This is a genomic window from Bacillus sp. B1(2022) (assembly GCF_040259625.1).
GTDB lineage: Bacteria > Bacillota > Bacilli > Bacillales > Bacillaceae > Bacillus > Bacillus velezensis.
On the sequence record NZ_JANIFO010000003.1, the window covers coordinates 446,145 to 472,984 of the forward strand.

At 50.2% G+C, this 26,840-nt stretch carries 2 protein-coding genes; both read left to right on the plus strand.

All coding sequences use genetic code 11. The features are described from left to right. Window positions 1-11 precede the first annotated feature (11 nt). A complete protein-coding gene (locus NQS30_RS08185) occupies window positions 12-10,547 on the plus strand; it encodes a type I polyketide synthase (RefSeq protein ID WP_015239891.1) in 10,536 nt (3,511 codons plus the stop codon). Next, complete coding sequence (locus tag NQS30_RS08190) at window positions 10,537-26,838, plus strand: non-ribosomal peptide synthetase (protein WP_218791641.1); 16,302 nt, start codon at window positions 10,537-10,539, stop codon at window positions 26,836-26,838. Before NQS30_RS08185 ends, NQS30_RS08190 begins: the two co-directional genes overlap by 11 nt. Window positions 26,839-26,840 lie beyond the last annotated feature (2 nt).

Genomic DNA, 26,840 nt, shown 5'->3' on the forward strand with positions numbered 1-26,840 from the left:
AGTGGGAAGGAATGATATCGGAAAAAATCAATATCTCACTGGATCATCCCATCATGAAGGGCCATAAGGTCTTTGGTGAAGCGGTATTGCCCGGTCTTGCTTATATCGATTTGATTTATCAGGTTTTTCAGGAACACGGTTATGTATACAATGAGCTCGAATTGAAGCACGTTACGATTTATCAGCCTTTAACCGTAAGTGAAACGGCTGCAATCATTCTGACCATTCAATGTTCTGATAGCGGAGATGGAAAGTGGCTCATCTCCCTTTCAGGGCAGAAACAGCAAGGTGACGAGCTGTCAGACAATATACAATATGCGACGGCTGAAATGGTGAAAAGAGACGCTGTGACATTTGACGAAACCATTGATTTCGGCGATGTGAAGCAGTCAGGCAGATCTCTGAATCTTGATGACATGTATAACCGCTGCCTGGATCATGACTTGGTTCATTCCGGCATGATGAAATCGAACGGACGATTGTACGAAACAGAAGGCGGCATGCTGGCTGAGCTTTCTTGTGAAGAAGGAAAGGATTTCTTTTTATTCCATCCGGCCCTTTTGGATGCGAGCGGAATCGGGGCGAGCGGTTTGCTTTCTGAAACAAACCGGCTTCATCTGCCTTTATATTATGAATCGTTCACGGCCGCCGACAGACTGCAATCTGAGTGCACGGCGCGTATCGCCGCTTCCGGCGTCCGTCAGGAAAAAGAACTCACAACGATGACGATCGAGTACTTCAGCCGATCCGGACAAAAGGTGGCGGAGCTTAAAAACATTACGGGAAAAGCGGTTCGGTTCGAAGAAGACGAGAATACAGCCGAACAGAATCAACAGGCTGCAACTGAGCCGGAAAGCGCAGATGAAAAAGACATCATTCTGTTTTTAAAGAAGCTTTTGGCTGATAAGCTTGGGCAGCCTTGGGAGACGCTGGACGTTCTTGCAGGCTACTATGAGCTTGGGCTGGATTCATCTTCTTTGCTTGAGATTGTACAGGATATCAATAAAAAGACGGGTGCGGACCTCGCGCCCACTCTTCTCTTTGAATATACAAATATAAAAGAACTCGCAGCCTATCTGAAAAAGACCGTTTCATTGGAATGTGCGGAACGTGCAGCCGAACCATCACGGTCTGAAGCTGAAGCGCCGGACGCGCCAGAACATCATAAAAACACCGGAGACATCGCGATTATCGGAATGGCCGGCCGCTATCCGAAAGCGAAAAGTGTGGCGGAGTTTTGGGAAAACCTGAAGGCAGGCACGGATTGCATCACTGAAGTTCCGAAGTCCCGATGGGATTGGAAAACATATCAAAACGTAACGTCCCCGTCTGGAAAAACAGTATCAAAATGGGGCGGTTTCATTGACGATGCCGACTGCTTCGATCCCCAGTTTTTCAGAATCTCACCGCGTGAGGCGGAAACGATGGACCCGCAGGAGCGCCTGTTTTTAGAAACATGCTGGGAAACGATTGAAGATGCAGGGTATACGCCTGAAACGCTGGGAAATAAAGGGGAGAAACAGCATCCGATCGGCGTATTTGCAGGGGTGATGCATAAAGATTATTCCTTAATCGGCGCAGAACAATTATCTGAAACTGATCCTTTTCCGGTTTCACTGAATTATGCGCAGATCGCCAACAGAGTGTCCTATTATTGTGACTTCCACGGGCCGAGCATCGCGGTGGATACCGTTTGTTCCTCATCATTGACCGCCGTTCATCTGGCCATTGAAAGCATCCGCCGCGGCGAATGTGAAGCCGCGCTTGCGGGAGGGGTGAACTTGTCGCTGCACCCGGCGAAATATCTCAGCTACGGAAGCGTGGGCATGCACTCAAGTGACGGCCGCTGCCGCACATTCGGCGAGGGCGGGGACGGCTACGTTTCCGGAGAAGGAGTCGGTGCGGTATTGCTGAAGCCGCTGGAAAAAGCCGAACAAGACGGCGACCGCATTTACGCGGTCATTAAAGGAAGCGCCGTTAACCACGTCGGGAAAGTAAGCGGAATTACCGTCCCGAATCCTGCTGCACAGGCAGAAGTCATTAAGGCCTGTCTGAAAAAAGCAGGTATCAGCCCGCGGACCGTCAGTTATGTGGAAGCCCATGGCACAGGTACTTCGTTAGGAGACCCGATTGAAATTGAAGGTCTGTCAAAAGCGTTCAGCCAAGGGACGCAGGATCAGCAATTTTGTTCCATCGGTTCGGTCAAATCAAATATCGGCCACGCAGAATCAGCGGCGGGGATCAGCGGGTTAACAAAAGCGGCGCTGCAGCTTCATCACAAAACGATTGTCAAATCACTGCATTCTGCGGAATTAAATCCTTACCTGAAATTTGAGGAAACTCCTTTTTACGTACAGCAGCAGACTGCTCCGTGGAAGCAGCCGTCAGCTGAAGAAAACGGTAAAGTCACACATTATCCGCGCAGGGCCGGGCTCAGTTCCTTCGGTGCATCAGGTTCGAATGCCCATATCATTTTAGAAGAATACATTCAGCCTGAACAAAAAGCGCCTGCACCTGAAAACGAGGCAGCAAAACTCATCCCGCTGTCAGCAAGAAATAAAGACAGGCTTCTGGCCTATGCGGAAAAACTAGCCCGATCGCTTTCAGAAAAGACGGTGCTGTCTGAACTGGCTTATACAATTCAGACAGGACGTCAAGCAATGGAGGTGAGAGCTGTCTTCCTTGTAAATGACATCCGCGACTTGAAGCAAAAGCTGAATGATTTCGTAAAAGGAAACGAAAACATCCCCGGTTTATGGCGCGGACAAGCTGAGCTGCCGGAGATGAGCGAAGCCGCTCCCGAGACGGACGATCCGAAACGGCTTGCCGCGTTATGGGCAGAAGGGAAAATAATAGATTGGAATAAGCTGTACGCTTCGGGTAAACCGCGTAAAACCAGCGTTCCGACTTATCCGTTTGCAAAAGAACGCTATTGGATTCCGCAGCAGAAAAAACAGGAGAAAAGCCTGTCAGGCACAGTACTGCATCCGCTTTTACAAGAAAATACGTCAGATTTTTCGCAGCAGCGCTTCACGTCTCTTTTTACGGGAGATGAATTTTTCCTATCTGACCATGTCGTCAACGGACAAAAAATACTGCCGGGCGTCGCCTATTTGGAAATGGCCGCAGAGGCGGTCAAAAAGGCTGCTGCCGTGACGGAAAAAGACCATAGCGTCACACTCAGACAGGTTGTTTGGGTCCGGCCGGTCATGATTGAAGACAAACCGAAGGAAATACATATTGCCCTTTACCCAGAAGATAATGGTGAGATTACCTATGAAATATACAGTGAGGCAGAAAACGGCGAAGATCCGGTTATTCACAGCCAGGGTGAAGCGGTCATTACCGAACCGGGAAGCGCCCAGATTGATATCGAGTCTGTCAAAACTTCCTGCAATTTAGGAATCGTGACTGCGGAAGAATGTTACGGTGCTTTTGAGAAGATCGGTCTGGATTACGGAGAGGCATACAGGGGCGTACAGCAATTGCTGATCGGAGAAGACCGATTATTGGCCCGTATTTCACTCCCAGCAGCCGTACATGACAAAAAAGAACAGTATACGCTTCACCCGAGTATGATGGACGCCGCTTTTCACGCTTCCGTCGGTCTGCTTGTCCGATCGATACATGATGATGCAGACAGCCACGAGCTTTCTTTGCCGTTTGCGATGCAGGAAGTGGAAGTGTTCGGACCGTGTCCTGAACATATCTGGTCATATATCCGGTACACAGAAGGCAGCAAAGCAGATGACAACGTAAGAAAATTTGACATTGATATGTGCGATGATGCCGGTACAGTTTATGTCCGGATGAAAGGCGCGTCTGTCCGGGCGCTTGACACAAGCCAAACAGCGGGCGGAGAAACCTCGGAGGCGCCTGTCGGCCATACGATGCTGATTCCGGCTTGGGAGCCTGTTGCGCTTGAAAAAGCCGGGGAAGCAGCGGCGGATAAGCAGACGGCAGTATTCGGAGGAACGGATTCGAGACATACGCGCATAAAAGAACACCTGCCGAACGCTTCCTATTATCCGATCAGAGGTACGGATGATATCACATCTCTTACGCACATGCTTGAAGGACAAAAAGAACTGGAGCAAATCATTTGGCTTGCTCCGCAGGCTGAGAGTGCGGACAGCCTCAAAGAACAGGAAAGAAACGTTCTTCATGTGTTCAAGCTGATGAAAGCATTACTTGCCTTAGGGTACGGAGAAAAACGTTTGGACTGGTGCATCGTCACAGCAAATGCCCAGCCGTTTTCGGATCAAGACAGCGCCGACCCGTCACAAGCCGCAGTCAGCGGACTTGCCGGAACAATGGCGAAAGAATATCCGCATTGGCATATCCGCATGATTGACACAGAAACGGACGGCAGCTGGCCGATCGAAGAGGCGCTCAGTCTTTCTGCCGGGAAAAACGGTCAAATTTGGGCGTACCGCAATCAGCAGCTGTTTGAGCGGCAGCTGATACCGCTTGACAATATGCCGAAAAACGGCACGCTGTACCAAACAGGCGGGGTTTATGCCGTGATCGGAGGCGCGGGGTATCTTGGCGAGGCATGGAGTGAATACATGATCCGCCGCTACAAAGCACGCATCATTTGGATCGGAAGAAGCACACTGAATGATTCCATACAGGCGAAACTCGACCGGCTCAGCGCATTCGGCCCGGCGCCTGAATATGTTTCCGCCGATGCCGCCGACAGTGCTTCCTTAGAGAGGGCTTATCAGTTCATAAAAGAGCGCCACACAAAAATGAATGGAATCATCCACTCGGCAATGGATCTGTCTGAGCAAAGCTTAAATAATATGAAGACAGAAGAGTTCAAATCGGTGCTGCGGGCAAAAGCCGATGTAAGTGTGTCCATGGCGGAGGTATTTGGACGGGAGCCGCTTGACTTTGCGCTCTTCTTCTCCTCGCTTGTGGCATTTATTCATAACGTGAAACAAAGCCATTATGCCGCGGGATGCGCTTTCAGTGACGCATTTGCGAAAGAACTTGATCAGACATGGAATTGTCCGGTCAAAGTGATGAATTGGGGCTATTGGGGCAACAGCGAAGCGGCTGAAGACGGGGATTTTATTCAGCTGATGGATCAGATCGGATTGGGATTGATCGAACCGGACGCTGCAATGGAGGCGCTTGAAACCCTTATGACGCTGCCGGTTGATCAGGCGGCTTTCATTCATACGACAAAACCGGTCGCAGTCGAAGGGATGAGTGAAAGAGAAAAGATTTCCGTTTATCCGCCTCAGCCGCTTGTCTTTTCACAACAGCCGAAGGTCGCTCCGCCCGGCGCACGTCTTGTTAGAGAGGCTGAACATCAGGAGCTCGATGATTATCTGTATCAGCTGTTGATCGCCCAGCTTAAAGAAGCAGACTTGCTGACGCCGCAAAGCCTTAAAGCGTATGAGCCCGAACATGAATACTTTAAAAAATGGCTCAATCAAACGATCGCTTTCCTTCTGGAACATGGCTATCTGGAAGGGAATGCGGATTCATATAAACTGTCGGCGCGAGCCGAAAACACAACCGCCGCGCTATGGCAAAAATGGGAGCGGGAAAAAGAGGAATGGCTCAATAACGCCGATACAAAAGCGATGACTGTTTTAGCCGAGACGATGCTTAAAGCACTGCCGGACATTCTGCGTGAAGACGTGCCGGCGACAGACATCATGTTCCCGCACTCTTCAATGGAACTTGTTGAAGGAATTTATAAGCACAATCAAGTCGCGGATTACTTTAACAGCGCCCTGTCAGATACATTAACGGCTTATGTGAAAGAAAACATCAGCAAACATTCAAAAGCCGAGATCCGCATACTGGAAATCGGAGCGGGCACAGGCGGCACAAGCGCAGGCATATTTGAAAAGCTTAGGCCGTATCAAAACCATATAAAAGAATACTGTTACACCGATGTATCGAAAGCTTTTCTCGTGCATGCGGAGACGGAATACGGCAAACGGAATCCTTATCTGACGTATAAGCTTTTTAACGCAGAAGCGCCGCTTGCCGGCCAGGACATAGAGCCGGGCGCATACGACATCGTCGTTGCGGCCAATGTGCTCCACGCGACGAAAGACATCCGACAGACGCTGAGAAACGCCAAAGCCGTTTTAAAAGACAACGGTTTGCTGCTCTTAAATGAAATGGCGGGAAACAGCCTGTTCCCGCATATTACTTTCGGACTGCTTGAAGGCTGGTGGCTGCATGAAGATTCTGCCCTTCGTATTCCGGGGTGCCCGGGCTTGTATCCGGAAAGCTGGAAGCGCGTGTTAGAAAGTGAAGGCTGGCATTCTGTCTTCTTCCCGGCAGAAGCGGCACATGAATTAAGCCATCAGATTATAGCGGCAAAAAGCAACGGCATTGTTCGCCAAAAAACGCTTAAAGCAGGGGCTGGAAAACGGACCTCTCCGCCAAAAGCAGCACATGCGCCGGAACTTCAGGCGCAAACAACGGTGCAAAAAGGCGACACGTCTTTAACAGAAAAAAGCACCGAGTACTTGAAAACGTTAATCGGAGAAACATTAAAAATTCCGCCGGCTCAAATTGATCCGAAAGCGCCGCTTGAAAAATACGGAATTGATTCTATCGTCGTCGTACAGCTGACAAACGCGTTACGAAATGTATTGGACCAAGTCAGCAGCACTTTATTTTTTGAATATCAGACGATTGAGGCGCTCGTCGCTCACTTAATCAAAACGAAAAAAGACGCGATGATCAAACTGACGGGACAAACGCCTGTTCAGGAAGAACGGAAGGCATCACCAAAACCTCAGGCTGTACAGCCTGCTAAGCCGCTTCACACTGGCTGGCGGCGGAGGGAAAAACGGGCAGCCAAAGAGACCGTCCGGCAAAGTTCGGTTCGCGACGTGGCCATCATCGGTGTTTCAGGACGCTACCCGCAGGCAAAAACAGCGGCTGAGCTTTGGGCTAATATTAAAAAAGGAAAAAACTGCATAGAAGAAATCCCGCGGGAACGCTGGAACTGGCAGGATTACTACGATGAAGAGAAAGGTAAAGAAGGCTCTATTTATACGAAATGGGGCGGCTTCATTGAGGATATGGACAAGTTTGATCCGCTGTTCTTTCAGATTTCTCCTTTGGAAGCGGAGCGAATGGACCCGCAGGAGCGATTATTTTTAGAAACGGCGTATGCGAGTATCGAGGATGCCGGCTATACGCCTGACAACCTGTGCCAGAGCAGAAAAATCGGTGTTTTTGCCGGCGCGATGAACAAAAACTACCCGACAGGCTACGGCTATTGGTCCATTGCCAACAGGGTATCTTACCTTTTTGATTTCCAAGGGCCGAGCATTGCCGTTGATACAGCCTGCTCCTCTTCTTTGACGGCCATTCATCTGGCGCTTGAGAGCATATACAGCGGTTCAAGCGAATGTGCGATTGCCGGGGGCGTAAACATAGTGACCGACCCGATCCATTATATGAATCTGTCAGTCATGAACATGCTTTCCGCAGGCGACACGTGCAAATCGTTCGGAGACCGCGCGGATGGTTTTGTCGACGGAGAAGGGGTAGGAGCGGTCGTATTAAAGCCGTTGGACCGAGCGATTGCCGACAACGATCACATTTACGGTGTGATTAAAGGAAGCACCATTAACAGCGGAGGCAAAACGAACGGATACACCGTTCCGAATCCGAATGCGCAGGCCGCCTTAATAAAAGAAGCTTTCGAAAGGGCAAACGTCCCGGCGCGCACCGTCAGTTATATTGAAGCCCACGGTACGGGGACCGCATTAGGAGATCCGATTGAAATCGCCGGATTAACGAAAGCATTTGAAGAGGATACAACAGACAAACAGTTTTGCGCCATCGGCTCCGCAAAATCAAATATCGGCCATTGTGAAAGCGCCGCGGGCATTGCGGGTCTGACAAAAATATTATTCCAGCTCAAAGACCGACAAATTGCGCCGTCCCTGCACGCGGATCAGCTGAATCCGAATATTGATTTCGCGTATACGCCGTTTGCCGTTCAGCAGGAGCTCGGTGAGTGGAAACGTCCCGTCATCGGCGGCAAAGAGCTACCGAGAAGGGCGGGGTTAAGCAGTTTTGGCGCGGGAGGAGCAAACGCCCACCTCGTCATAGAAGAATATACGGCAGACAAAGAACCTGATGAGACGCCGGCAGATCAGCCCGCCATCATCGTCCTGTCCGCGAAAAACAGCGAACGGCTCACTGAAAAAGCAAAACAGCTCAGAGACGCCATCCGTGAAAAAAGATACAGCGGCCGCGACCTTATGAGCATAGCCTTTACTCTTCAGACGGGCCGGGTGCCGATGGAAGAGCGTCTCGGTTTTATCGTCCATTCACTTCATGAACTTGAGGAAAAACTGAATGGATTTATCGCCGGACAAAACAGCGCCGGACTGCACCGTGACGGCACGGAAGAAAACAAACGGATGCTTGCCGTATTTTCGGCGGATGATGATATGGAAACAATCATAGACGCTTGGATCAGCAAACGGAAATATTCTAAGCTGCTTGAGCTTTGGGTAAAAGGATTGGACATCGATTGGGCGAAATTATACGGAGACCGTCCTCCGGCCCGCATCAGCCTGCCTGCTTATCCGTTTGCGAAAGAACGCTTCTGGCATCAGCAGCCTGTACAAAGCAAGACCGCGCCCGTTAAGGCGCCGGCTGATGAAAATGATCCGGCGGAACAATTTGAAGTGATGGCTTTTAGAGAAGTTCTTAAAGAACAGGCTCTGCCGGCTGCCGGAGAAAAGCAAGTCAAAACGGTGATTTCTTTCTTATCTGATCAGAAGAAGCAGCAGGAAGCCGTCTCTGTGATCAAATCGTATGACAGTGGCATTGACGTTATTTTTATCGCTCAGGGAGACCGGTATGAGGCTCTGTCCGCCGGCCGCTGCCAAGTGGTGCGGGAAGATCCGCAATCATATGTGAACGCTTTTGCGGATATTCAAAAAGAGTACGGTGAAGCTTCTGCCATTTTGTATTTATGGGCGCTTGAAGATAAAAGCTGCATCGAAGATTATTCATGTATCGTCCATATTCTCAAAGCAATGGCTGAGACCGGTCTGCAGCCGGAAAGGCTGTTATTGGCGGGGGAATATGCATCCGGTCTGGAAAGGTGCTACTTGGAATCATGGATCGGCTTTGAGCGTTCGCTCGGCATTGTTCTCCCGAAAACAAGTGTTACCGGCCACTTCAGAAAAGCCGGTGCGGCCATAACGGACTGGATGAGGACCATTTGGGACGAGCTGAAAGCTGAAACAGACCAAACCGTTTTCTTGGAAGAGGGAAAACGATATGTCTATCACACCGAACCAACCGGACTAACGAAAGAAAACAGCAGGATCAGAACCGGCGGAACATATCTCATTACAGGCGGATTAGGAGGGCTCGGCTACTTATTTGCCCGCCATCTCGCCCGGAACTACCAGGCAAATGTCATTCTCACGGGGCGGTCGCCGATCAATGAAGAAAAGAAAGGAAAAATGAAAGACCTGGAAAATCTCGGCGCGGGTGTTCTTTACGCCGAAGCCGATGTTTGTGATCCGATCGGAATGGGCGACTGCATCAAGCGCGCGAAAGAACGATTCGGAGCCATTCACGGCGTCATTCATGCGGCGGGCATCGAAAGCAGAACATCCGTCTTTGAAAATGAAATCGGGAATTTCCGCAGTACGCTTGAACCGAAAATAAACGGAAGCCTGCTTCTTGACGAGTGGCTGAAAAACGAAACGCCTGATTTCATCTGCTACTTTTCATCCACATCGGCTGTTTTAGGAGATTTCGGCTGCTGTGATTACGCGGTCGCGAACAGGTTCCAAATGGCGTATGCCCGCTATAAAAACGAACAATCAGAAAGCGGAAACGCTTTTGTCATCAACTGGCCGGTCTGGAAAAACGGCGGAATGGCCGTCGGCGGTGAAGAGACGACGGGCATGTACCTGAAATCAAGCGGCCAGCGCCTGTTAGAAACAGATGAAGGCATTGAGCTGTTTGAGCGCGTTATTTCTCAAGACAACACCCAGTGCCTTATCATTGCCGGTAAAAGAAGCCGTGCCGAACGATTTTTAGGCATACGGCGGGACGATTCATCAAAACCGGAAGCGCTTTTGGAAACCGTGAGCCGCCGCATTCCGGAAGAAAGCACGGAAAAACGGCTCGAAGCGGATTTGAAAGAGCAGATACACAGTCTGCTGAAAATATCCAAAGATAAACTCGTCCTGCATAAAAACTGGGCGGAATTCGGATTTGATTCCATCTATTTAGCCAAATTTGCCGCTCTTTTGACGAGTCATTACGGCATTGAAGTCACTCCGGCGTTATTTTACAGCTATGCCACGCTCGGAGACGTCATCAGCTATTACTTGACAGAACACAAAGAAACGATCGAAACGTTTTACAGAACGGAAGAAACCGAAACAGAAGCCGCCGCTCCGGAAAGCAAGGAGTATACGGATCAGGAGATCATCGCCATGATGAAACAGGTCTCTGAGGGGACATTAGATTTTAAAAGAGTGCAAGACATCATAGAAGGGAGTAAGACCTATGAATCATAAAGAACTTCTCGATGCCTACAGATCAGGAACGCTCACCATCGCTGAAGTAGAACAAAAGCTTCAGGCTTTCAAGCGGACAACTGCAAAACGTCCGCTTTCTGAAGGCCAGAAAGGTTTGTGGATGCTTCAGAAAATGTTTCCGGAGATGAGCGCATATAACATTCCGTTATGCTTTCGTTTTCAAAAGCTGGATATCGAGACATTCAAAAACGCCCTTTTGTCCGTGCAGCGCCAGCACCCTATTTTGACCAGTGTGATAAAAGAGGAAAACGGCCTTCCGTATCAGATAGAAGATACGGATCGGCATTTTCCGATTGAAGAAATGGATCTTTCTGAATTAAGCGGGCGTGATGCGCTTACGTTTATTAAAGAAAAAGCAAAAGAACCGTTCTCGCTTGAAACCGGGCCGCTCCTGCGTGTTCAAGTATTCCGGCGGGCGAAGCGGGAGCCGATTGTGTTAATCACCATTCACCATATCATTTTTGACGGCGTCTCTCTTATGACGTTTATGTCGGCGCTGCTGGACGCTTATGTAAAAGCAAGCGAAGGCAAAGAACCTGTCATGCTTCAGCAGGCCGCAGATTATCATGACTTTGTGAAATGGGAAAAAGAGCTGCTGGAAAGCGAAGCGGGAAAAACGCATCTCTCTTATTGGAAAAAGCAGCTGGAAGGACCGCTGCCGGTGCTTGAGCTTCCGTCGGATTATCCGAGATCATCGGTTCAAACTTGCAAAGGGCAGGCGTATCAGCGCTTGCTTCCTGATGAACTGAACCGGCAGATTAAAGTTTGCGCCAAAAAAAATAATGTCAATGAATCCGTTGTGTATCTCGCTATTTTCAAAGGACTGCTCTATCAATATACGAATCAGGAAGATGTCATCGTCGGCATGCCGACGATGGGGCGTTCTGAGGCTCAATTTGAGTCTGTCATCGGATACTTTATTAATATGATCGCGGTCAGAAGCAGGGAGACGGGCGTCAAATCTTTTACGTCGTTTTTGAAGGAGCTGCAGCTGACACTGGCAGAAGGGCTGGACCATGCCGCGTATCCGTTTCCCGCGCTTGTCAAAGAATTGAAGACGGAACGCTCGCCCGCGGTGTCGCCTGTTTTTCAAACCGCGTTTTTCTATCAAAACTTCTTCCGGACAGAAGGAGCGGAAAAGCTGGCGGAACTATATCAATCACTCGGCATTGAAATGATAGAAGACATTCATCAGGAAGGCGAATTTGAGCTTGCGCTTGAAGTCTATAAAAAAGAAACGGGAACCGTCCTGCAATTTCTGTACAACCCGGATGTCTACAGCCCTTCTTTCATCGAACGAATGGCGGAGCATTATATGAAACTGGCAGAAAAGGTGCTTTCTGATCCGGAGATCGCTTTTGAAGCCTGTTCCGGCCTGCTCAATCAAAAACGGGATGAAAGCCGTTCATCCCATCAGCCGAATGAGCGCTGCATTCATGAAGTATTTGCGGAAAAAGCCGGACGCCACCCTGACAGAGAAGCCGTCACATTCGGTGAAAACAGTCTTACATATCGCGAATTAGATGAACGAAGCACGGCGCTCGCTGTGTACCTGCAAGAAAAGGGCGTCACACCGGAATGCCCGGTCGGCATTTGTACGGAGCGTTCTTTTGAGATGGTCATCGGCATCCTCGCCATTTTAAAAGCGGGAGGCGCGTATGTACCGCTGGACCCGGCTTTTCCAAACGAACGGATGGCCCACGTGTTGACTGACAGCGGCGTGTCAATCGTATTAACGCAGGAAAAGACGCGCGGCATGATTGAACAGTTGGCCATCGGCGGTGTAAGCACGGTGGAAATTGAAAACAGCGGACGTTCTGCGAGCGGGGCAAAACTGACGCCGCGTTCAAAACCGCATCATCTCGCTTATATTCTATATACGTCCGGAAGCACGGGAAAACCGAAAGGCGTCATGGTTGAGCACAGGGCCATCATGAATACGCTGCAGTTTTTGGAAGCTGAGTATCCAGTCGCACAAGAGAATGCCTATCTGTTAAAAACGAATTACGTATTTGACGTTTCGATTTCTGAATTATTCGGCTGGTTTATCGGAAACGGACGGCTTGTCATTTTGCCGCCTGGTGCAGAAAAAAATCCGCAGCTTTGCATGGAATATATCCAAACCCACCAGGTCACGCATCTGAATTTTGCGCCCGCCGTGTTTAATGTATTTCTGGAAACGGTAAAGCGGCATACGGCATTTACAGAAGACGGCCCTGTGAAATATGTGATGGTGGCCGGAGAGGCGTTTCCGAAAGATTTAGTTAAAAAGTCAGTTTCCATCTTCAAACATGCCAGAATTGAAAACATATACGGCCCGACGGAAACATCCATTTATGCCGCTTACTACAGCTGCGGCCAAAAGGAAATCACAAGCAGGAATACGCCGATCGGGAAACCGATTCACAATACGCGGCTTTATATCGTTGATGAAAAGCTCAGCCCCGTCCCTGACGGTGTGGCCGGGGAGCTTTGCGTGGCCGGCGCCGGTCTGGCCAGAGGCTATTACAATCAGCCTGAGCTGACGGCGGCATCATTTATTGATAATCCGTTTAGTGAAGGAGAAAAACTTTACAAGACAGGTGATTTGGCCAGATGGCTGCCTGACGGAAATATAGAATATGCCGGCCGGATTGACAGTCAGGTGAAAATTCGCGGCTTCCGCATCGAATTGGGAGCGATTGAAACGAAATTGAGCGAACATCCGGATATCCTTGACCAGGCGGTTGTGGTTCAGGAAAAGAACGGACATAAAAAGCTGATTGCTTATTATACGGCCCGCTCCGGTCATACGGCAGACGAAAAAGCGCTCCGCAACCATCTTTTATCGAGTCTGCCGGATTATATGGCGCCTGCCCATTTTATCCGCCTGGATGCACTGCCGTTAACACCGAGCGGAAAAGTGAACCGCAAAGACCTAAAACAGCGCAAGGTAATCGTTCACCGGTCTGAAAAGACGGGCAGACTGCCGTTATCAGAAGCGGAAGCGAAAGTGACCGCAATATGGGAAGACCTGCTGAATACGGCGGGCATCAAAATCGAAGACGGCTTTTTCGATGTGGGAGGCGACTCGCTTCTGGCTGTTGCGGCGGCAGAACGCATTAAACAGGAGCTGGAATGCGATTTTACCGTCACCAATTTATTCGAACACTCTACCATTCAGGCGATCAGCCGATTTATTGTTGAAACAAAACAGGCGGCTGAATTAGAGGCGCCCGGCCAAGATGAGAGAGAAAGAGAACAAACACCGCAAAACGGGGTGCCGTCTTACTTTGATGACAGTGTGGCGATAGTGGGGATCTCCTGCCAGTTCCCCGGCGCGAAAAACCATCATGAGTTTTGGAAGCAGTTAAGAGAAGGAAAGGAAAGCGTCCGCTTCTACTCGGAAGAAGAACTTCGGGAAGCCGGCGTGCCTGAAGATTTGATCGAAAATCCCGACTATGTGCCGGCATTATCGACGATAGAAGGAAAAGATCTCTTTGACCCTGAGTTCTTTCACATTTCTCCGAAAGACGCAGAATTTATGGATCCTCAGCTTCGGCTTCTGCTGCTTCATTCTTGGAAAGCCGTCGAGGATGCGGGATATGTATCGAAAGAGATTCCGAAGACAAGCGTTTATATGTCGGCAAGCAATAATTCGTATCGGTCGCTTTTGCCGGAAAAAACGACAGAAGGCCATGAATCTCCCGACGGCTATGTGTCATGGGTGTTAGCGCAGAGCGGCACGATTCCGACGATGGTTTCCCATAAGCTCGGATTAAAGGGGCCAAGCTATTTCGTTCATTCCAATTGCTCATCATCATTAGTCGGTCTTTATTCAGCCTACAAAAGCATAACGAGCGGAGAATCGGAATACGCGCTCGTCGGCGGAGCAACTCTGCATGCAGCGACCGGCATCGGCTATGTGCACCAAAACGGATTGAATTTTTCAAGCGACGGGCATGTCAAAGCATTTGACGCTTCAGCCGACGGTATGGCGGGCGGAGAAGGAGCGGCCGTCATTCTGCTGAAAAAGGCGTCACAAGCCGTTCAGGACGGAGATCACATATACGCCATGCTCAGAGGCATCGGTCTGAACAATGACGGAGCGGATAAAGTCGGTTTTTACGCACCGAGTGTAAAAGGTCAGACTGACGTCATCCAGCATGTTTTAGACAGCACGAATATTCACCCGGAGACGATTTCCTATATCGAAGCGCACGGCACTGGAACGACATTGGGTGATCCGATTGAAATGTCCGCGCTGCAGCAAGTGTATAAACGTTACACGGACCGGGAGCAGTATTGCGGGATCGGCTCCGTAAAAACGAATATCGGACATTTGGATACAGCAGCAGGTCTGGCCGGGTGCATCAAAGTCGCCATGAGTTTATATCATCGGGAGCTGGCGCCTACCATTAATTACACGTCACCGAATCCGAATATCAAATTCAGCGGTTCGCCGTTTTATGTGGCGGATAAGAGAAAACCGCTGCCGGAGAGAGAGACGCCGCACCGCGCAGCGTTAAGCTCATTCGGACTCGGAGGAACAAACGCACACGCCATTTTTGAACAGTATGAAAACAAAACGATCAGCGGATCAAATGACGGACAGCCGCCTTATATCGTTCCGCTGTCAGCGAGAAATAAGCAGCGTCTTACTGCCTATGCATCCTGTTTATCCGGCTTTCTGGATGAAGCCGAAAACGATGTTTCCTTGCATGATCTGGCATTTACGTATCAGACCGGACGTGAAGCGATGGAAGAGAGAGCCGTTTTTATCAGTCATGATCGTCACGATTTGAAGCGTCAGCTGCAGGATTTCATCAACGGCAATGACCAAAACATCTTACGGGGCGAAAAAGTGAGAAGCAGAGAAGTGTCAGCTCAGGAGATGGAAGAGCTTGCGGCATGTCAGACACGGGATGAAAAGCTGAAAGCACTCGCGGCGCTCTGGCTTGAAGGAGCGCGTGTCGATTGGGGCTTATTGTATCCGGATTCCGCGCCGCAAAGAATCAGTGCGCCGACCTACCCGTTCGCAGAGGAGCGCTTCTGGCCGGAAGAAACCGTGAAGCAAACGGATACCAAGCTTTTGCATCCGCTGGTACATCAGAATACATCCGTCTTGCAGGAGCAGCGGTTCAGTTCGGAATTCACGGGAAAAGAGTATTTTATTGCCGAGCATATCATTAAAGGAATGGCGATCGTGCCGGCTGCCGTTACCCTTGAGATGGCACGGGCCGCGGCGGAGAAAAGCATCGGCGGGGCAACAGAGGAATCTCTGGGCCTGCGCTTAAAGAATATTGTATGGGTCCGTCCGGTGATAGCCGATCAGGAGGCTGTCCGTGTCCATATCGGACTTTATGAAGAAGAGGACGGACAGATTCAATACAGAATGTACGGGGATAACGATTCTATCGGTGAAGAAGCTCCTCTTTATAATCAGGGCATCGCTGAAATCATCCGGAAGGAACCGGAGGAAGCGGCGGATATTGAGCAGCTGAAGCGCCGGTGCACACAGGGAACAATCGAATCTCAAGCGTTTTACAAAGGAATGATCGGTGCTGATTACGGGCCGGGTTACAAAGGGGTGCAGCTTGTATACAAAGGCGAAGACCGGCTGCTTGCTAAATTGAAGCTTCCTGAATCCGTCTCTCATACAAAAGCTGATTATATCCTTCATCCGAGTATGATGGACGGTGCGCTTCAGGCCGCCGAATATTTGCAAAACGTGACGAGAGCGCTGCTTGCAGAAAGCGGGGAACCATTCAAAGCCGCATTGCCGTTTGCTTTAGAGGAGCTGGACGTTCTGAATCCGTGCGCTGATGATATGTGGGTGCACGTCACGTTCAGTGCGAACAATAAAGCCGGCGATCCTATCCAAAAAGCCGATATTGATTTATATGACAATAACGGCGGGCTTTGTGTGCGGATGAGAGGTTTCTCAACACGGATCATGGAAGAAAACGCGGGTGCAGGCGATCCTGTCAGCCGTACGGACACATTGCTCGCTGAACCGGTCTGGAAAGAGCAGCCGGAACCGGCCGATCACGAGCCTTCGTATGAAGAGCATATTATTTTCCTTTGTGAGTACGATGAAGCCGTAAAACAGGCCGTGGAAGCAAAGCTTGAACATGCAAGCGTCATTATCTTGGACGATCGTCCCGCATCTATTGCAGAGCGGTATCATTCTTATGCGGGCCAGCTGTTTGACCATATCAAAACCATAATGAAAAGCAAGCCGAAGGGCCGCGTTCTTTTTCAGGCTGTTACGCGGTCAGCAGGCTTACAGCGGGTGTTCTCAGGCATTACCGGCCTCTTCAAAACCGCATGCCTTGAACATTCCAAGCTGATTTGTCAAATGATCGAAGCCGAGGAGAAAGAAAGTGCTGAAGGCATAGCGGAAAAAGCGTCCGAAAACCGTATGCATGCCGAAAGCGTCCATGTGAAATATGAAAACGGCAAGCGCTTTGCCGCTGATTGGGAAGAGATGGATATTTCTCAAGCGGAGCCGGACATTCCGTGGAAAGACGAAGGTGTTTATCTCATTACAGGAGGTGCGGGAGGTTTAGGTCTGATCTTTGCAAAAGAGATCGCAAACTGTACAAAAGACGCCGTCATCATACTAACCGGCCGGTCCGCTCTCAGAGAAAAGCAGAAAGACATGCTGGAAACAGTACGTGCTGCCGGCGCTTCTGTTTTCTACGAGCAGACCGATGTCACGGATGAAGCAGAAGTATACCGATTGATCCGCAATATCCGCAAACGGCATGGCAGGCTGGACGGGATTGTTCACAGTGCCGGCATTATAAAAGACAACTACATGGTGAAGAAGACGGCAGAGGAATACCAACACGTTCTCGCTCCGAAAGTGAAGGGCCTTGTGTATCTTGATGAAGCGTCACAACAGGAGAAATTAGATGTCTTTATTGTCTTTTCATCCTTATCAGGTGTGCTTGGAAGCGTCGGCCAGGCTGATTATGCGTCTGCAAATGTCTTTATGGAGATGTATGCCGAGTACCGCCGTTCTTTACAAGCCGCAGGACAAAGATACGGAAAGACGCTTTCTGTCAGCTGGCCGTTATGGAAAGAAGGCGGAATGCAGGCAGGAAAGCAGACGGAAGATATGCTGATGCAGGAGGCGGGAATCGCACCGCTCGGCACAGATGCCGGCATCAAGGCTTTATATCAAGGCTTGATGAGCGGGACAGCCCGGATGACGGTTGTTGAAGGAGATGTGAAACACATGAAAGCAAAACTGTTCCGCAAAGAGAATGATCATCCGGAAGCAGAGACCGGCGTACGTCATGACATTGATGCTGACAGCCTGCTTGAAAAAGTGAAGCATCTGTTAAAACAGCAGACGGCCTCACTGTTAAAAGTAAACATTGACAAAATTGATCCTCATGAAGAAATGACAAAATACGGGCTGGATTCCATCTCGATGACTGAGTTTACGAACCAGTTAAACAAAACGTACCGGCTTACGTTAACGCCGACGATTTTCTTTGATCATCCGACAATCCATGAATTTGCCGTTCATTTAATCAGTGAATACGAAGAGGAATTTGCCGGACGGTTTGCGGTAAATACAAAAACGGTTCAATCGGCAAGACCGGTAAAAGAGACTCAAATCACGCGCCCGGCCGTTAAGCGACGCCGCACTCTGCCTGAGACACTTCCGCAGACAGTGCAGCGGGGCCAAGGGCCGGAACCGATCGCAATCGTAGGCATCAGCGGGATTTTCCCGATGGCAGAAGACATTGAAGCTTTCTGGCAGAACCTGAAAGAAGGCAAAGACTGCATGACCGAGATTCCGAAAGACCGCTGGGACTGGCGGGACTATTACGGGGATCCCGCAAAAGAAGCCAATAAAACAAACGTCAACCAAGGCGGGTTTATTGACGGAATTGCTGAATTTGATCCATTATTTTTCGGGATTTCACCCCGGGAAGCGGAGCAAATGGACCCTCAGCAGCGCCTCTTGCTGACGTACGCGTGGAAAGCGATCGAAGATGCCGGGTATGCGTCAAAGAGTCTCTCAGGCACAAAAACAGGTGTGTTTATCGGGACCGGAAATACCGGCTACGGTTCTCTTTTAGCCAATGCCGATGCGGAGATTGAAGGGTCATCCGCGGCGAATACAAGTCCGTCTGTCGGACCGAACCGTGTCAGCTATACGCTCAATCTGCACGGGCCGAGCGAACCGATTGATACCGCCTGCTCAAGCTCGCTCGTTGCCATACACCATGCCGTTTCTTCAATTGAAGAAGGAACGTGCGACATGGCTTTGGCGGGAGGAATCAATACGATTGTTCTTCCGGATGTGTATATCAGCTTTGATAAAGCGGGCGCGCTGAGTAAAGAAGGAAGATGCAAAACGTTCTCTGATCAGGCTGACGGTTTTGCCCATGGTGAAGGAGCCGGTCTCTTTTTCCTCAAAAAGCTGAAAGCCGCTGAGGCGGATGGGGACCATATTTACGGCGTCATTAAAGGAAGCGCGGTGAATCACGGCGGCCGCGCGGCATCTTTAACAACGCCTAACCCGAAACAACAGGCGGAAGTCATTAAAGCCGCATACAAAAAAGCGGGCATTGATCCGAAAACAGTCTCTTATATCGAAGCGCACGGCACCGGAACAGAACTGGGAGATCCCGTTGAAGTTAACGGACTGAAACAAGCGTTCAGCTCGTTTGCAGACGGAAAAGAGAAAGCGGCCGCCTATTGCGGCTTAGGGTCGGTCAAAACGAATATCGGCCATTTATCCCTTGCCGCGGGAGCAGCGGGCATTATTAAAATTTTGCTGCAGATGAAGCATCGGACACTAGTAAAAAGTCTCCACTGTGAGACGGTAAATCCGTACATTCAGCTTGAAGACAGCCCGTTTTATCTGGTGCGGGAGACAATGGAATGGAAGACGCAGACGGACGAACGCGGAAACGAACAGCCTCGCCGCGCGGGCATCAGCTCATTCGGCATCGGAGGCGTAAATGCCCACGTCGTCATCGAAGAATACATCCCAGAAGACAGAGAGGAAGCAGATGATTTTCATATCGACCCATGTCTTTTCGTTCTGTCCGCCAAAAATGAAAAACGCCTGAAAGAGCAGGCAAAACAGCTGAAACGTGCGCTTACTGAAAAACGGTACGATCAATCCTCCCTCGTTTCTATGGCATATACCCTCCAAATCGGAAGGGACGCCATGGAAGAACGTCTGGCGGTTATTGCCGGATCTGCAGAAGAACTGCAGGAAAAACTGTCACAGTTTATCACTGGAGATAAGCACGCGGACTTGTACAGAGGAAGAATAGACAAAGGCACGCTGCAAATGCTGACGGAAGATGAAGAAATTCAAGAAGCCGTTGAAAAATGGATGGCACGCGGCAAATACGCGAAGCTGCTTGAATTATGGGTCAAAGGGCTGAACGTCGATTGGGCGAAGCTGTATGGAGACCGGCCGCCTAAACGCATGAGCCTGCCATCGTATCCTTTTGCAAAAGACCGCTATTGGGCGGCAAAAAGCACCGGAAAACACGAAAAAACAAGCACTGTATCTGCCGGAAAACAAGACGCGCTTCATCCGCTTCTGCACAGAAATACTTCAAACCTTGCAGAACAGCGGTTCAGTTCAATCTATACAGGAAAAGAATTTTACCTTGCGGACCATGTTGTAAAAGGGGTGCCGATTTTACCGGGAGTGGCACATCTTGAAATGGCGCGCGCAGCAATGGAACAGGCATCTGAAGTTCCGGCCGGACAAGGAAGCGTCAAGCTTAAGAATACGGTTTGGGTGCGGCCGATCACCATTGAAGACGAGCCGGTTCATGTCAACATCCGTCTCATTCCTGAAACGGCAAATGACGTTCAATTCGACATTTACAGCGGCCGGGAAACAGATCAGCCGTCCGTTTACAGCCAAGGGGCAGTATCAGTCCGCCCTGACGCCGAGGCTCCGGTCATTGATCTCCAAAAGCTGAGATCACAATCCGCCGAGACACCGTTTTCTGCAGATGAAGTGTACGATATGTACCGCAAAATCGGTTTTGATTACGGCCCGGCTTTCCGGGGTGTCAAAGCGATTTATACAGGTGATGATTTCGTATTGGGCAGACTGTCACTTGATGCGGCTTGTGCGGACACGGTACAGGAGTATGTCATGCATCCGGGCTTAATGGACTCTGCATTGCAGGCATCAAGCATATTAACCGGAACAAATGATGAAAAACTGATGCTTCCGTTTGCGGTTCAGGAGCTTGAAGTATTCAGCGCATGCGCTGCCGAGATGTGGGTTTACGCCAGACTTTCTGAAGACCACAAAGCCGGCCAGATTGAAAAACGCGATCTTGATATTTGTGATGAAAACGGCAAGGTTTGCGTAAGGCTGAAAGGTTTGTCATTCAGAACGGCTGAAAAAGAACCTGAGAAAAAAGAAAAAGCTCCGGAAACGCTCATGCTTGAGCCGGTATGGACCCGAAGCGATGAAACCGCCGTTCAAACGGAACCGGTTTTTGCCCGGCATATCGTGTTGCTTTGTGACACAGACGCCGGATTGAAACAAGCCGTTGAAGCCGCGGGAGCTGAATGTATTGAAATGACCTCCCGGCACGGGAAAGCGGCGGCGCGCTTCCGTGATTATACAGGACGGATATTGGAGACGCTGCAAAAACTGCTGAAGGAAGAGACGGATGGAGACGTCCTCATCCAGACGGTTCTCTCTAAAACAGATAAGCATCAGCTGCTCTCAGGCATTTCAGCTTTGTTAAAAACAGCCGGCCTGGAACATAAAAAACTGAAAACCCAGCTGATTGAAATAGAACCGGCGGAAAACGGCAGAATCACAGACATCATCAGAGAAAATAAAACACGGGCTGATGACAGCCATATCAAATATGAAAACGGCATCCGATACAGCGCAGATGTCAAAGAAACGGCCGTGTCCGGCGGCAAAATACGCATTCCGTGGAACGACGGAGGCATTTATCTCATTACCGGAGGAGCCGGGGGCTTAGGCTTTATTTTCGCGAAAGAAATCGCCCGCAAAGTCAAAGAGCCGACACTGGTTTTGACAGGCCGTTCCGCATTAAGCGAGAATCAGCGGATGCAGCTGCAATCGCTTGAATCACTCGGAGCAAAAGCGGAATACAAGCAGGCTGACGTAACAAACGCTCAAACTGCGGCAGACCTGGTCAAAACAATTGAGACGGAATATGGCGGCCTTCACGGCATCATTCATAGCGCGGGTGTGATGAAAGATCAATATATCGCAAAGAAAACAACCGAAGAGTTTTACAGTGTATTGGCTCCTAAAACGGACGGATTTGTCAACCTTGATGAAGCAACCGAGCATTTAGCGCTGGACTTTTTCATCGTTTTCTCATCCATTTCCGGCGTCACCGGGAATGTGGGACAGGCGGATTATGCGGCGGCAAACGCATTTATGGACAGCTATGCGGCATACCGCAACGCACTGGTTACCGCAATGTACCGCCACGGTCACACATTGTCGGTCAATTGGCCGCTTTGGAAAAACGGCGGAATGCAAGTCAATGAAGAAATGGCGAAGCTCACCGAAAAAAGAACCGGCGTAACGCCGATGCGCACTGAGACCGGAATAGAAGCTCTTTACAAAGCATGGAGCATGGGGAAAACAAGCGTGCTCGTCATGGAAGGAAACGGCGCCGTAATGCGGGAAAAGCTGCTTCAAAAGACTCCTGCAGCAGCTTTTGCACCGGTTAAGAAAACAGATGAAACGCCTGCGCCGAAAGACCTGACGGCAAAACTTCAGGAATTGCTGGCAAAGGAGGTTTCCGGGCTTCTGAAAATAAACATTGAAGAAATCGATATCGAATTGGAGTTCAATCAATACGGATTTGATTCCATTACGCTGACGGAATTCGCCAACAAGCTGAATGACACTTATCAGCTTGATCTGACACCGACCGTATTTTTTGAATATGCGACGATTCAAGCCTTGGCGCATCATTTAGCAGAAGACTATCAAACACAATTTGCCGGCAGCACACAGCCGAAAGAAGAAAAACAAAGCAGCGTAACTGATGATGGCGGCATCAGACTGACAGGGAACAAACGATTTGCAAAAACTGCCGTACAGCCTGTTCAGACTGCGGCTGAACATAAACCGGAACCGATCGCTATTGTCGGCATGAGCGGAGTGTTTCCGAAGGCCGCAAATATTGATGAGTATTGGCGCAACTTAGAAGAAGGAAAAGACTGTATAACAGAGGTGCCGGCGGATCGCTGGGACTGGCGTGAGTATTACGGTGACCCGCTTAATGAAGCCAACAAAACAAATGTAAAGTGGGGCGGATTTATTGACGGAGTTGCGGATTTTGATCCGCTGTTCTTCGGAATTTCACCGCTGGAAGCCGAACAGATGGATCCCCAGCAGCGCTTGTTAATGATGTATGCGTGGAAGGCGATAGAAGATGCGGGATATTCCGCTAAAAGCCTTTCCGGCACGAAAACAGGCCTGTATATCGGCACGGGGAATACCGGATACGGCTCACTGTTTTCCGACCTGGATATCGGCGGTGCGTCAGCCGCGAATATGAGTCCGTCAGCGGGGCCGAACCGCGTCAGCTATATGCTTAATCTGCACGGGCCGAGTGAACCGATCGACACGGCTTGTTCCAGCTCGCTGGTCGCGATTCATCACGCCGTATGCGCCATTGAAAACGGGAACTGCGATATGGCGATCGCCGGCGGCGTGAATACCGTCGTCACACCGCAAGGCCACATCGCTTATGACAAAGCCGGCGCTCTGAGCAAAGAAGGGAAATGTAAAACATTCTCCGACAGGGCGGACGGATTTGCCGTCAGTGAAGGTGCCGGAATTCTGTTTTTGAAAAAGCTGTCAGAAGCGGAAAAAGCGGGCGATCATATCTACGGTGTCATTAAAGGCAGCGCGGTCAATCACGGCGGACGTGCGAACTCCTTGACGACGCCGAATCCGAAAGCCCAGGCGGAAGTCGTCAGAACGGCTTATGACAAAGCAGGCATTGATCCGAGAACAGTCACTTATATTGAAGCGCACGGAACCGGAACGGAGCTTGGCGATCCGGTCGAAATCAACGGCCTGAAATCCGCCTTTCAAAAGCTGTACGAAAAAACAGGCGATTCCGCCGTTTACGCGAGTCACTGCGGTCTGGGATCGGCCAAAACCAATATCGGCCACCTGTCACTGGCAGCCGGTGTCGCGGGTGTGATCAAAGTGCTGATGCAGATGAAGCATAAAACACTTGCAAAAAGCCTCCACAGCGAGGTCATCAACCCGTATATCAAGCTGAAAGACAGTCCGTTTTACATCGTACAGGAAAAAAGAGAATGGACGGCATTGAAAGACGAAAACGGCAATCTTCTGCCGCGCCGTGCGGGAATCAGTTCTTTCGGCATCGGCGGCGTAAACGCCCATGTCGTCATTGAAGAATATATCCCGAAGGAAGAAAGAAAAACAGCTGTTTTCACACACCCTCAAATCTTTGTGCTGTCGGCCAAAGAAGAAGAACGTCTGCAGGAACAGGCGCAGCAGCTGGCGCAAGCTTCTTTTACGGATGCGGATCTTGCCGATGTTGCTTACACGCTTCAGCAGGGGCGTGATGCCATGGAAGAAAGAGCGGCAATTATCGCTTCCTCGGCCGAAGAACTGCGGGACAAGCTAAAGAGCTGTGCGAAAGGACGTTATGATATAGCGGGCATTTATAAAGGAAAAGCGGGTAAAACCTCCCTGAAATCCATTCTGGCAGGCGCAAACGGCGAAGCGGATATCGAAGAGCTGATAAGCCGCCGAGAGAATGACAAGCTTGCGGAATTATGGGTGCAGGGCGCGGATATCAAATGGGACGGCTTATATTCTGATATCAAGCCCCAACGGATGAGTCTTCCTGCTTACCCGTTTGCGAAAGAGCGGTACTGGATCACGGACAACCGGCCGAAAGCAGAGAAACCGCAAGCTGTGCCGACGTCGCGGGTGCTGCACCCGCTGCTTCACGAAAATGTATCAGATTTAACAGAGCAGCGGTACCGATCCGAATTTACGGGACAAGAGACGATTTTCACCGATCATCTTATTAAAGGCAAGCCGGTTATGCCGGGCGTTGCCTACTTGGAAATGGCTAGGGCGGCGGTTGCTCAGGCAGTCAAAGGGCAAAAGGAACGTCCTTCTGTCACCCGCCTGAAAAACATCGTTTGGGTTCGGCCGATCGAAGCGGGAAACCGCCCGATTGAAGCGCAGATCAGCCTGAACCCGAGGGAAAACGGTGAAATCGTGTATGACGTTTACACGGATTCACAAACAGAAGCAAGCGGCAGGCAGATACACTGTCAGGGGGCTGCCGGCATTCTCAGCGCCGGGGAGGCTCCGCACCGTGATATAGGCGCACTGAAAGCTCAATGCGGCCTCAGTATACTGACTTCTGAACAGTGTTACAGCTTATTCAGCAAAATCGGCATTGACTACGGTCCCGGACAACAAGGAATTCAGCAGATTCATATCGGAAGCAATCAAGCATTAGCTGAGCTCCGGCTGCCTTCCTTCCTCGAAGAAACGGCAGATCAATACGTTCTTCACCCGTGTATGCTTGATTCAGCTTTGCAAGCGACAATCGGTCTGAAGCTGCACGCAGATGATAACCAGCTGTCACTGCCGTTCGCCCTTGAAGAACTGGACATTTTCAGCCCGTGCACGACAAGCATGTGGGCGTATGTCAGCTCCCGGGGAACGGATGAAAAAATACAGCGTATGGACATTGACTTATGCGATGAGACAGGCCGGGTCTGTGTCAGAATTAAAGGGATTTCTTCCAGAATGATGGAAGGCCCCGCGCCGGAAACATCATTAAATGGAGCAAACCTTCTGGCTCCGGTGTGGGATCTCGCGGAATTCCGTGATCAAAGCCCGGCATATAAGACGGAAGAGGTTGTCTTTATCGCGGGGGATGAGGAAAGCGCGGCTTTTCAATTGCATCATCCTTCTGCGAAACGGCTTCATATCAACCCGGAGGATGAAATAGAGGCTGTTGCGGCTGAACTGAAAGCAACAGGGTCTTTCGGGCATATCGTATGGATCGCTCCTTTTCACAGCGCTGATGACATGGTAAAAGCTCAGGATGCGGGCGTCATTCAGATGTACAGAGTGATTAAGGCCATGCTTGCTTTAGGATATGGAGGCAAGCGAATCAGCTTGACTTCAGTCACAATAAAAACACAGTCCGTACAGCCGGCGGACATTATTGATCCGGCTCATGCAGGCATTCACGGTTTGGTCGGCTCGCTCGCAAAAGAGTATCCGAACTGGCAAACAAGGCTGATTGATGCCGGATGTCCGGAAGATGTTTCAAAGGCGGAGCTGTTCTCAGCGCCGTTTGATGAGCAAGGCAATACATGGGCGTACCGGAACAATCACTGGTACAAACAGCGCCTTATTCCTGTACAGCAGCCGGTGTCAAGCCGGCCCGCCTACCAAAAAGGCGGCGTTTATGTCGTCATCGGCGGCGCGGGGGGCATCGGCGAGGCATGGAGCGAATATGCCGTGAAAACATATCAGGCGCGAGTCGTTTGGATCGGCAGACGAAAACATAACAGCGCCATCCAGGAAAAAATCGACAGACTCAGCCAATTCGGCCCGGCGCCGATTTATATTGAAGCTGACGCGGCAAATCCGAATGAGCTCACACGGGCGTATGAAACGATCAAACGCACGCACCCGCAAATTAACGGAATCATCCATTCCGCAATTGTTTTAGAGGATCAGAGCCTGGCAAATATGCCGGAAAGCCGTTTGAAAAGCGTGCTCGCTGCGAAAGTCAATGTCAGCGTGAATATGGCCCGCGTGTTCCGAAATGAGCCGCTGGACTTTGCTTTGTTCTTCTCATCTGTTCAATCATTTGCACGAGCGGCCGGACAAAGCAATTATGCTGCCGGATGCAGTTTCAAAGATGCCTTTGCCGCTCATTTGGCTCAAGTTCGGCCGTATTCGGCGGCAGTGATGAATTGGAGCTACTGGGGCAGTGTCGGAATCGTATCATCTGCCGACTATCAAGAACGGATGAAACAGGCGGGAGTCGGATCAATTGAAGCGCCGGAAGCAATGGCGGCGCTTGAACGATTGCTCGGCGGCCCGTTGAATCAGTTCGTCATGATGAAACAGGCGGAAGAGCCGGAGGAAAAACCGGAAGAAATGATAGAAGTATACCCTGAACATCACGGCTCGGCGATGCAAAAACTGCGAAGCTATCAGCCTAAAGTAACAAGACATGTACAACAATTGAGTTAAGG